Annotated in this window: 10 protein-coding genes; 3 read left to right on the forward strand and 7 right to left on the reverse strand. The window is 49.2% G+C overall.

What is annotated here, in order from left to right; genetic code table 11:
* Nucleotide 1 precedes the first annotated feature (1 nt).
* The 4 genes from MHB80_RS28800 to MHB80_RS28815 form a co-directional block, all read right to left on the reverse strand.
* Entirely contained in the window at nt 2-550 is a 549-nt protein-coding gene (locus tag MHB80_RS28800) for a DinB family protein (protein ID WP_341283112.1), read from the reverse strand.
* A 65-nt stretch (nt 551-615) separates the two neighbouring features.
* Entirely contained in the window at nt 616-1,563 is a 948-nt protein-coding gene (locus MHB80_RS28805) for a YafY family protein (protein ID WP_341280131.1), read from the reverse strand.
* Between the two features lie 79 nt (nt 1,564-1,642).
* Nucleotides 1,643-3,151, reverse strand: coding sequence for a response regulator (locus MHB80_RS28810; RefSeq protein WP_341280132.1), 1,509 nt, complete (start codon nt 3,149-3,151; stop codon nt 1,643-1,645).
* Nucleotides 3,152-3,167: 16 nt separating this feature from the next.
* Entirely contained in the window at nt 3,168-4,940 is a 1,773-nt protein-coding gene (locus MHB80_RS28815) for a histidine kinase (protein ID WP_341280133.1), read from the reverse strand.
* Nucleotides 4,941-5,147: 207 nt separating this feature from the next.
* On the opposite strand from MHB80_RS28815, the gene MHB80_RS28820 reads away from it, so the two are divergent.
* The 3 genes from MHB80_RS28820 to MHB80_RS28830 all read left to right on the forward strand — a co-directional run bounded on the left by MHB80_RS28820 (nt 5,148) and on the right by MHB80_RS28830 (nt 8,251).
* Entirely contained in the window at nt 5,148-6,467 is a 1,320-nt protein-coding gene (locus tag MHB80_RS28820) for an ABC transporter substrate-binding protein (RefSeq protein ID WP_341280134.1), read from the forward strand.
* Nucleotides 6,468-6,551: 84 nt separating this feature from the next.
* Nucleotides 6,552-7,421, forward strand: coding sequence for a sugar ABC transporter permease (locus MHB80_RS28825; RefSeq protein ID WP_341280135.1), 870 nt, complete (start codon nt 6,552-6,554; stop codon nt 7,419-7,421).
* A complete protein-coding gene (locus MHB80_RS28830; protein WP_341280136.1) occupies nt 7,421-8,251 on the forward strand; it encodes a carbohydrate ABC transporter permease in 831 nt (276 codons plus the stop codon). The genes MHB80_RS28825 and MHB80_RS28830 overlap by 1 nt, the downstream gene beginning before the upstream one ends.
* Nucleotides 8,252-8,431: 180 nt before the next feature.
* On the opposite strand, the gene MHB80_RS28835 is transcribed toward MHB80_RS28830, so the two are convergent.
* The 3 genes from MHB80_RS28835 to MHB80_RS28845 form a co-directional block, all read right to left on the reverse strand.
* Complete coding sequence (locus tag MHB80_RS28835) at nt 8,432-9,964, reverse strand: FAD-dependent oxidoreductase (RefSeq protein WP_341280137.1); 1,533 nt, start codon at nt 9,962-9,964, stop codon at nt 8,432-8,434.
* A gap of 140 nt (nt 9,965-10,104) precedes the next feature.
* Nucleotides 10,105-11,169, reverse strand: a complete 1,065-nt coding sequence (locus MHB80_RS28840; protein ID WP_341280138.1) for an LLM class flavin-dependent oxidoreductase — start codon at nt 11,167-11,169, stop codon at nt 10,105-10,107.
* Between the two features lie 24 nt (nt 11,170-11,193).
* Nucleotides 11,194-11,535, reverse strand: coding sequence for a zinc ribbon domain-containing protein YjdM (locus MHB80_RS28845; protein WP_341280139.1), 342 nt, complete (start codon nt 11,533-11,535; stop codon nt 11,194-11,196).
* Between the last annotated feature and the right edge of the window lie 167 nt (nt 11,536-11,702).

Raw genomic sequence — 11,702 nt, forward strand, 5'->3', positions numbered from 1 at the left:
GTTACATCGAAGCTGCAAAAGGCTTCAAACGCTCCAACTGACGAAGATGATGACGGAAATGCATTTCGATGAGCAAAAACCATTCCTTGGCGTTCATTTCACCTAAACCCGGATGTGGAATTGTACGATGCTCCGGCGCCCCCGCAAGCGCTGGCTCCAGTTCCTTCATCCGGCGCAGTACCTCGCTCATTCCTTGTACCAGCTCATCTTTGCTTTTCGGCTGGCTAGGCGTGTACTCAGGGGAGGGCTCCACCTGTACACGCATTGGCGGCAGACTGCCCGCTGCAAAAATGGCATTTTTCCTCGCATTCATTTCGCTTGTTGAATCGCTTAGGCTAACGGGTGCTTGCGATTCATCGCTCAAGCATTGCTTAGCGAAATTTAGCTGCATGTATAGCGCACTGTTGATCAGATGGACATATACCTGACCGATCGACCATTCATCCTCGGCTGGCTTCTGCTGCAGCTGCTCAAGCGTGAACAAGTCCAGCTCCCGTTCATATTGCTCCTTCAATGGTTTAAATTGCTTCAAAGATTGTAACGTATTTATCAATTTACACAGCCCCTTTAGATAAGATAGGACCATTATAAGAAAAAGCTACTGACAGCTGCATGTCAGTAGCTTTCCAATATTTTAGCGGCCTCCGCCCGAATTTGCTGGCGCAGCGATTCTGGCTCCAGCACAAGGACGCCAGAACCCCAGCCGAGTATCCAGTGCAACAGCTCCTCCTGCACACGAACAAGAAAATTCACGTACAGGCCGTCCTCTGTTTCCTCCAATGATTCCATATAAAAGTTATTTTGCTCCTTCACTTTATCCGCGATAGAAGGATTCACCCAAATGCGTACGGACAGCTTGCGGTCATTTTCGGGCGCATAAGCATGCAGATCAAAATCCTGCGGCAGCTTGAAACGCTCATCGAGCAAGGCAAGCTGCTCCATGCGCGACAAGCGGAAATGACGCAGTGCTGCCCGCAGCTCGCAATAGGCCAGCAGCAGCCAATTCCCCTGCGATAGTACGAGTCCATATGGCGCGACTACCCGGGTGCTCTGCCGGCCTCTGTCCTCTTCCGCATACGTTTTCTTATAGTGGAGACGTATTTTTCGCTGCTCCAATATAGCGGTACGCAATAGATTGATATTTTGCTTATCCACTCCCCCTGCGAGCGGGTCATAGGGTGCCAGCAGCTTAATGGAAGCGCGGACACGCTGAGTTTCCTCACGGACATGCTCCGGCAATATAGCCTCGATTTTCCCGCGGGCAGCGCCCGCCTTCAACGTATATCCCTCATCAAACTGCTGCTCGACAAACACAGTACCGATCAACAAGGTCACTGCTTCCTCTACGGTAAAGCTAACAGGCGGCAGAAAATAGCCCTCCATTAGCGAATAGCCGACGCCAGGCTCTCCGACAATCGGGACACCGGATTCGCTGAGCGCCTGCATATCGCGATAAATCGTACGGACGCTCGTCTCGAATACCGCGGCCAAATCCTCGGCACGCATTTTGTCTTTACGCTGAAGCTCCAATAAAATCGCCAACATTCGCTCTGTTTTATTCATAAAGCCAGCTTGTCCTCATCGCAAATCCTCCTAGTTCCATATTGGATGACAAGGGCTGCGCCTGCCCTTTAAACATTCCTTATAAGCCCTTGAGCTGCTCCTTATACTCCGTCGGACTGCACCCTGCATACTCCTTGAATACCTTGGAAAAATAGTGCTGGTCGCTGAACGATAGCACATCAGACAGCTCTTTAATCTTCATCTCCGGCTTCGTTTCCAGCAGCCGGCACGCCTCCTTGATTTTCAAATTCAAGTAGTAGTGGACGAATGTTTTCTCCGCATATTTCTTCATAATTCGGCTGATATAGGAGGGACTGACATGAAATCGCTGCGCGAGATCGGCAATGGATACATGCGAATACATGTTCATCCGCACATACTCGTCAATTTGCTGGAACAGCTCGGAGCCGCTTTTGCGATTTTGATTGTGCAGCAGCTCAAAGCATTGCTCGGCCCAGAGCAGCAGCTGCTTGGTAAAGTCTGCAAAGCTGCCCAGCTCCAGCAGCGCATTCGCCTGCTCCGTCAGCTTGAGCTTGTTCCATGGGTCCTGCTCGGAGAGAGAGCTGCCGAAGGCCTCGGTCAGCAGCGCCAGGAAACGCTCCAGCTCCGCCAGGCGAACGTTGCTGCTCGGCCATTTTTGCAGCTGCTCGGCCAGCTTTAAGGCGAAGCGCTCCTTCTGGCGCTGGCGAATCATGTCCACGAAGCTGTTCGAGAGCAGCTCGGTTACACCTGAATCGGTGTTCAGAGGCAGCGCAGCGAGACCGTTATCCAGCAGCAGCGGGCCTGCTACGGATAGCTGCTCCTTCATGAGCCGCGACATTTGCTGATAAAAATCCGCCAAGCCGCCATCCTGAACCGCTTGCAGCTGGCCGCATAGCGAGGCATATAAGCCTTCCCTCAGCAAGCCGCTGCGTGCCGCCTCCATGCATTCATAAGCAGAAGGGTATTTATCCTTAACCGAAAGATTAATGAGCACAAAAAACTGATAGGGCTGCTGCGTTGGAAAAACCCAACAGCCATGCGGGGCATAAACCTCCGTCAAACTTGCCTGCAGCACGTTTAGCTTCCAGTGTTCCTTATTCGGGGAGAAGGGCTGCTTATGGATGAGAAAGGGCACTTTCATCTGTTCCCGAAACTCCGGCCCCAGCCTGAGCTCTGCATGAAAATCGGGAGCAACAATATCCTTGAAGCTCCCGGCCTCACCCGATTGCTGCTCCTTCAGTTGGACGATGACCCGCTCCATAACCTCCTGCAGCTGATGGCGCTCAACAGGCTTGAGCAAGTAGTCAAATACCTGCAAATTCAGCGCTTTGCGCGTATATTCAAAATCATTATAGCCGCTGATCAGCACAACCTTGAGCTGCGGATGAAGCAGCTTCGCCTGCTCGATAAGCTCCAGTCCATCCATTTTAGGCATCCGAATGTCCGTAAGCAAAATGTCGATGCGATGCTGCTGCATATATGCCAGTGCTTCCTCCCCATTCGCCGCTGTTGCGGCAATATGAATCGGCAGCTCGGTCGCTTGCAGCAGCGCTTTAATATTGCGAAGGATCGGCTTGCTGTCTTCTGCAATTAAAGCATGGAACATCGCTTAGCCCTCCTCATTAATAAAAATCCTTCGTCAGTGATGCGATAATCTGAATGGTTGCGCCTTTGCCGGTATCTGCATTGTTGTAAACATTGAAAAACAAGCGGTTTTTGTACATCAGCTTGAGCCGATTAACCGTATTCACCATGCCCATATTGCCAATGCCCGTGCTGTTCGTTTGCAGCTCAAGCGCCCCCGAATCGGAATCATGAATATTCCCGAGTATTTCTTTGATTTTATCGTCGGAGAACCCTTCTCCATTATCACTTATCTCAATCGCCCACAGGCCGTTATACAGCTTGAAGCGAATCGAAATTCGCCAAGGAGGGTCAATATTTTTAAAAGCATGCTCAATACAATTTTCAACAAAGGGCTGGATAACGAGTCTTGGCAGCTGGATCAAGCCTGTTGAATCATCGGACTCCATGTCCCACTCCAGATCATCCTCATATTTCTGTTGGACGAGCGACAAGTAATTTCGCGTATACGCCAGCTCGTCCGACAGCGATACATGCTGATAGGGCGAGGATACGACATAACGCAGGCTGTCCGACAGCTGCTTGCACATATCCTGTACGACCTGATCCTTGCCCTCCTGAGCAGCAATGCTAATCAAATACAACACATTATGGATAAAATGAGGCGCAATTTGCGCTTGCAGCGCGGAGTTTCGCGCTTTAATTTCCTCATGCAGCGCCAGCTTCTCGCGCTCAATCGATTGCTGCAGCCGCTCCAGCAGCTCCTGAAATGCCTCATTGAGCAAAATCAGCTCATTATTATGCGAGCGGCTATCCACCTTCACATTCATATTGCTGTAGTTGACGCGCAAAATTTGACTGCGCAGCTTGCGAATCGGCAGCAATAAATTTTTTGCGGAAAAATAAATGTAAAAAAAGGAAAACAGCATCAGCGAAGTAATGAGCAGGATGGAAATGTTGCTGATCGAGCTGACGGGGCCGAGCACCGCTTGTTTTGGCGTGACAATATAGGTTGTCCACTCTGAGCTGCTGGATTTGTAATAAGTAACATAGTTCTGCTCATGATCCATATACATGCCGCTTGCTCCCGATCGCGGCTCCAGTGTAGACAGCCTTTTATCAACCTCGGCATTTTGGGAGCTTGAGATGAGCTGACCGTCCTGCCCTAAAACAAACACCTCGCTGTCAGCTAGTCCCTCCGCAGGCTTTTGCAAATAAGCTTGGTCCAGCTGGATTGATAAATAACCGAAAATTTCCCCATTTTGATTGATAATCGGGCGAATAAAGGAGACTTTACCTGCCTGCTCACGATTGAGCAAATAACCGCTTCTGCTCCAGATTGCTAAAGTCTCGTCGTCTTCCAGCAGCGGCTTTAAAGAAGGCGGCGTCCGGTCGTAGCCAATATAAGAGACCAGGGCAGAGCCCTCGAGATTGTAAATAATCATATCCTGAATGTTCAAGCTCGGCCCGATCGCCTGAAACATAATATCCTTCAGCTTGCGGCTGCGGGACAAGCCTTCAAAGGTTTGGGATGCGGCATCATCGGCAAGCAAAATATAAACATCTTTATTGGACAAAATACGTTGAGATAGCTGATTTTGGCTATCGATATAAATATCGAGCTGATCGCTGACCTTCTCTGCTGACATCAGCTTTTCATTTTCCGTTTTCTCTTTAAGCGGTTGAATGACGACGAGGTTGACATAGACCAGAAAGCTGCCAAGCACGATAAGCAGCAGCACCACGAACGTTAGAAAAAACTTGGTTTGCAGACTCGCTGGGAATGGGTTTTTACCGAACTTGCGATTCATGATAGCCAGCTATATTCCTCCCTCACACGCTTTAATGCTCCTACTGTACCATTTACGGATACAGGCGGACAAGCGGGGAATGGTTCAGAATATTACACATGAAAGGTAAATGGCAAACATGTACCTACCCCGCTTTAAAGTCTATAATCGAACCTGTAACCGCATTCAGAATGATTCACATACAATTCAATACGGGGGGATTTAAACATGAATCACAAGATGAAAAAAGCTGCAACGGGCGTCATCGCAAGCTTACTGGCTTTGTCACTGGCGGCATGCGGATCAAACAGCAATAGCCCAGCCGGTACAGCAACCAACGGAGGAAGCGGCAGCAGCGGCAGTAAAGTAACGCTGGAGCTGGCGATTTCGAAAAGCTCGCAGGACTCCGCTTTTGTAGCGCAAGACCTTCTTGATGCTTTTGAGAAAGAGACCAATATTAAAGTTAATCTTCAACTGCTTCCAGCTGAGCAGACAGCAACTGTGCTGCAAACCAAGCTGGCTGTTGATGAAACTCCAGATATTATTCAGTACAACCTGGCTAGCGCCGTAACCGACCTGAACTTGGAGCGCAACTTTGAAATTTTGGATAGCGAGCCATGGGTTAGCCGCCTATTGAACAAAGACGTACTGTCGGCTAATGATCATGTATACAGCTTCCATGTCAGCCAAGACACAGGCATGCAAGGCGTTGTGTACAACAAGGATATGTTCAAGGAGCTGAACCTGTCGATTCCGACAACCTTCGAGGAGTTTCTTGCGGTATGCGAAGCGATTAAAGCAAGCGGTGTTACACCGGTATTCATGCCTTTCAAGGATAACTGGGCAGCCAACATCTGGCCGGGAGCAGCATTCGCGGATTATGCAGCGAAAAATGATCCCACCTTGTTCGATGATCTGAACAGCAACAAGAAAAAATGGACAGACATCCCTGAGTTCGCAGCGCTGCTGGACCAGCAGTACCAAGTGTTCAAAAAAGGCTACACCAACCCTGATATTCTGAGCGACAGCTACGATATGGCCGTTGGTAAGTTTTTGGACAAAGAAGTAGCGATGATGTTCATGGGCGACTGGCTGATTGAGAACGTAGCGGAAAAAGATCCTAGCATCCACCTTGGACTGTTCGCGATTCCTTCTTCCAAAGATGCAAGCCTTGGCGCAAGCCCGCTCGGTGGACAGCTGTTCATTCCTAAAAAAGCGAAGCATATGGCTGAAGCTAAAAAATTCCTTGAGTTCATCGCAACCAAAGAGCAAGCACAAAAAATGGTTGATGCTCAAGGGTATGTTTCCAACTTCAACGATGTGACGACACCTAAGCTGCCGGACTACAAGCAAGAAATCGTAGATAACTACATTACACCGAAGAAAACCGTTCTGACTACAGATGCGCATATGCTGGTTGACCGCAGTGAGCTTTACAGAAACCTGCAGGATCAGTTTGCCGGCGCCAAAACACCGGAAGAAGTATTGTCTGCATGGAACGACAAGTTTGCACAGCTTATGAAAGATAAAGGCGTTGCCGGATTTTAATTGATGGAACACTAGGCAGAATAGGCAGAATAAGGTCCTTTCGGGCTTTATTCTGCTCCAAGCTGTTATGGAGCGTGATTACAGATGAAGACAAAAAGCTTATATCCTTATTATCTAATATGGCCGGCCCTATTCATTTATTGTATTTTTTTCGTATTGCCCGCCCTCATCGGCTTGTTTTACTCCTTTACGGACTGGCGGCTTGACCGCGAAACGCTTAAATTTATCGGCTTGGACAATTTCCAACAAATTTTTTCAGACAAGACGCTCGTTCTAGCCCTTAAAAATACTTTTATTTTTGCGATTGTTACGGTTATCGGAAAAAACGTGCTCGGTATCGCTTTAGCCATTGGTTTGAACATGCGACTGAAATCCAAAAATTTGCTGCGCGCGATTTTTTACTCGCCGTCGATTTTAAGCGTTCTGGTTATCAGTATTGTGTTCACACCAATGCTGCGCACAGATGGCACTATCAATAAATTTTTGGAAGCAATCGGTCTGGGTGTCATTGGCCAATCATGGCTGACCGATCCTACTATTGTTATATGGACCGTTGCCCTGGTCTCCATCTGGCAGCACACCGGATTCCAAATGGCCATCTATCTGGCTGGACTCCAGTCCATTTCGAAGGAGTATTATGAAGCAGCGACGATTGACGGTGCAGGCGCATGGAGTACCTTCAGCAAAATTACGCTCCCGTTATTGCTGCCCGCCATCAATATCAATCTCATGCTGACGCTCATCGGCGGCTTGAAAGTGTTTTCCGAAGTCTTCGTCCTGACTGGCGGCGGACCGGGCAACGCTTCACAGGTTGTCGGAACGATTATTCTCCGTTCTTTTGGAGAAGGCAGCTGGGGCATGGGTACGGCAATCAATACGCTGCTGTTCGCGGCGGTTACCGTTATTTCCATTCCGCTGCTGATCTTCATGCGTCGTAAGGAGGTTGCTGAATAATGAGTTATACACGAAAACTTGCGCTTCGCAACTATATCGTCGAAATTTTTCTGCTGGTCGCTTCCCTGATCATTATTGTGCCGCTGCTCATTATGATTTTCGGTTCCTTTATGACCAGCTCCGAGGTGCTGCGCTTTAAGCTCGCACTTCCGGACAAGTGGATGTTCTCCAACTATACGCAAGTTTTCAAAGAAGGCGGCCTCGGCCGTGCCTTCCTGAATGGCCTGCTGATTACCGGCGTATCTTCCATCGTCAATATTATTACCTCTTCAGCCGCCGCTTTCATTCTGGTGCGGAGAGAATCGAAGCTGTCGAGCTTCCTGTATATGTTTTTCTTTATGGGACTTATCGCTCCTATGTCAATCATTACGACGATTCGTGTCGTACAATGGCTGGGCTTCTACGGCAGCATTACAAGCGTTATTTTCATTTACGCCGCTTTGAATGTCGCGTTCAGTGTGTTCCTATATAGCGGCTTTATCAAATCCATACCGAGAGCGCTCGATGAAGTAGCTTTCCTGGAAGGCGCAAGCATGCTTGCTGTATTCTTCCGCATTATTACACCGCTTATTGTTCCGGTGAATGCGACTGTAGCGATTATGGTGTTTATGTCGGTATGGAATGATATTACGATTCCGCTTTATTTCCTCACGGACAGCTCCGACTGGACAATGCCGCTATCCGTTTACAATTTTTACGGAAAATACAGCCGGGACTGGAACCTGATCTTCGCCGATCTGGTTATGACTTCTATCCCTGTGCTCGTCCTTTACCTGTTCGCACAGAAATACATCGTCAGCGGCCTTACAGCTGGCGCGGTCAAAGGTTGACCGCCACACACCAAGCCCTCGCGCCGGACTGCCATCTCCTGCGCGGGGGCTTTTTTTCACATCGGCTTTCTGCAGCATATTAAAAAGAGCCTCTGCCGCTGCGAACGGCAAAGACTCTTAGGGCTCCGACCTGTATTGGATCGGCCAGTGCTGAATTTGCTTTGTTTGATGGACTGCCGTTTACAAGTGCAGTCGTGTCAACGGCTGCTTGGCAGGCCCCTCCATAACATCGCCTTCATAGGAGAAGCGCGAGCCATGGCATGGACAGTCCCATGTGCGTTCCCCATCATTCCACTCGACCTCACAGCCCATATGCGTACACGTGGTATCGACCAGGTGAAGCTTGTCCTCCTTGTCTCGATAACCACCCGCTCTTCGGCCATGGAGCGTGATAGCTCCCCCTTCATCTTTTAGCAGGTCTTCTGGCTTTCTATAAACCATTTCAAGCTTGCCTGCTATTAAATGCTTGGCTACATCGGCATTGTCAGAGACCAGTTTTTGTACCGTGTGCCAGCTAATCAATCGTGAAGGAGAATACAGCTCTATATAGGGGTTCTCCTTCTCTTGCAGCAAATCTCTAAGCAGGAGAGCAGCGGCCGTTCCCGTTGTCATTCCCCATTTACGATATCCCGTGGCGACATACACATTGGAAACGGAGCTTGTTAACGGTCCAATGAATGGTGTCTTGTCTCCTGTGACAAGATCCTGCGCAGACCATCTATAGCTGATCTCCTTGAGCTTGAAATGTTCCGCGGCAAACTGCTGCAAGGCTTCATAATGATTAATGGTGCATATGCCTTGTCCCGTCTTATGGCTCTGGCCTCCAATAAGAACCAATTTGTCCCCATTGCCGGTTTGCACACTGCGAATAGAACGTTTGGGCTCATCAGCGCTCAAATACATGCCGCTCGGATACGCTTCGTCTAATTTAACACCGAGAACGTAGGAGCGATCAGCGTGCATTCTTGCAAAATAAAACCCGCCTCCGTCATGGAACGGGAAATGGGTACAGCTAACCACATACCGGCAGCTTACATGATGGCCATCTCTTGTGACGACCTTTGCAATTGATCCATTTTCTATATCAACGGCTGTTGTATACTCGAAAACCTCTCCGCCTGTGTCCACAAACTCCTTTACGAGAGCAGCCAAATAACGCAGGGGGTGAAACTGTGCTTGATGAGGCATCGTTAGGGCGCCTAGCGCAGGAATGGGCAGTGGGATGCTTTTCTGATAAGAGCTGGGAATGCCCAATGTATTATAGGCCTCAAGCTCTTTCTCCAATTGAGAGAGTCCGCTGTCCGTGTTCGTGTATATGCAGGCGTCCTGTTCCTCAAAACCACAATCGATATGAAGCTGTTCGACCGTTGATTGAATAAAATGCAGCGCATCCGTATTGGCCTGGTAATAGAGCAAGGCTTTTTCTTTTCCTTCACGCTGGATTAATTCATCATAGATCAGGTCGTGCTGGGCGGTGATTTTGGCCGTCGTATGGCCCGTTGTGCCATTCAGAAGCCTGCCAGCATCAATCAATGCAACCTTAAAACCAGCTTTCGCTAGAACATATGCCGTGGTGATACCCGAGATCCCGCCGCCAATTACAGCAACATCTGTTTCGTGATTGTGCTTTAACGCAGGGAATTCTTGAAGCGTGTCGCAAGAAGCCTGCCAATACGCCTCTGGAAACGTTGGAAATGCTTTTGGATTCGTCAAAGCTCCTGCCTCCTTATAGGTTTGCTGATTTTAATATGTTCGAAAAATGGGAATCTATACATAAAAAGGAACCCAGGTTTCCCTGGATTCCTTCTCTTCTTGCCTTATGCATGTCCCTTTGATGTGGCTTTCGTTCGCTTTTAGTTCGTCTTTCCTTCGTTTTCCGCTTCCCACTTGGCAATTTCTTCGCGCACACGCGGTGCAACCTCCGTACCAAGCAGCTTGATCGCATTCATCACGTCCTCATGCGGCATTGTGCCCAGCGGCGTATGGAGCAAAAACCTTGTAATGCCGACATGCTTGCGCAGGTTAATGATTTTGCGGGCAACCGTTTCGGGATCGCCTACGTAAAGCGCACCTTCAATGCTGCGAGCAGCGTCAAAGCTGGAACGGTCATAATGCCCCCAGCCCCGCTCTTTGCCGAGCACATTCATAACCGCTTGGGTCGAAGGAAAAAACGTGTCCGCTGCAAGCTGCGTCGTCTCCGCAATAAAGCCATGCGAATGCGAAGCGATAGGCAGCTTCGAGGCATCATGCCCCGCATGAGTAGCGGCTCTCTTATACAGCTGCACCAGCGGCGCAAAATTCATCGGACTGCCTCCGATAATAGCGAGAACCAGCGGCAGGCCGAGCAGGCCGGCACGGACAACCGATTCCTGGTTGCCGCCGCTGCCAATCCACACGGGCAACGGGTTCTGAACAGGGCGCGGGTAAACGCCCAGATTGTTAATGGCTGGGCGATGCCCACCTGCCCAGGTGACCTTCTCGGATTCGCGAATTTTCAGCAGCAGCGCCAGCTTTTCATCAAACAGCTCATTGTAGTGGTCCAGATCATAGCCGAACAGCGGGAACGATTCAATGAAGGAGCCGCGTCCCGCCATAATTTCCGCACGACCATTTGAAATGCCGTCCAGCGTAGCAAAATCCTGAAATACGCGCACAGGATCAGCAGAAGACAGCACCGTAACCGCGCTCGTCAAACGAATCTGCTTCGTTTGTGCGGCAGCTGCAGCCAAAATAACGGCTGGAGAGGAGGCCGCATAATCCTCGCGATGATGCTCCCCTACTCCATAAACATCAAGCCCCACCTGATCCGCAAGCACGATTTCTTCAACGACTTCGCGTATACGCTGGGCATGGCTCATCACCTCTCCTGTTTCTACATCGGGCGAGGTTTCAACAAACGTACTAATCCCTATTTCCATCGTAAGATCCCTCCTGCTTCCACTCTATATTTTTTTAACAAACTCCGATTTCAGCTTCATTGCGCCAAAACCGTCAATTTTGCAATCAATATCATGATCGCCGTCGACGAGACGGATGTTTTTGACCTTGGTGCCAATTTTGACAACGAGCGAGCTGCCTTTTACCTTCAAATCTTTAATGACCGTGACTGAATCACCATCGCTCAGCACATTGCCGTTCGAGTCCTTTACAACCTTCTCATCTTCACTGGCATTATCCTGTGCATTCTCATTCCATTCATGCGCGCATTCCGGGCAAACGAGCATCAGCCCATCCTCATATGTATATTCTGACTGACACTGTGGACAATTTGGCAAGCTAGACATGTATTCATGCCCTCCATTCCTGTTACTATAATCGTTACGACTTTACCTTGAAGTTTTATTATAAACGGGAAAATAGCAAGCGTAAACGGCTGACGCCATCCTCCGGCGGTAAAGCTGCCGTTTCGCGGTGAAATATAAGTCCTATTTATAAGCTACAACTTATAAAT

Origin of the sequence: Paenibacillus sp. FSL H8-0537, assembly GCF_038051995.1 — a bacterium.
Classification (GTDB): Bacteria; Bacillota; Bacilli; order Paenibacillales; family Paenibacillaceae; genus Pristimantibacillus.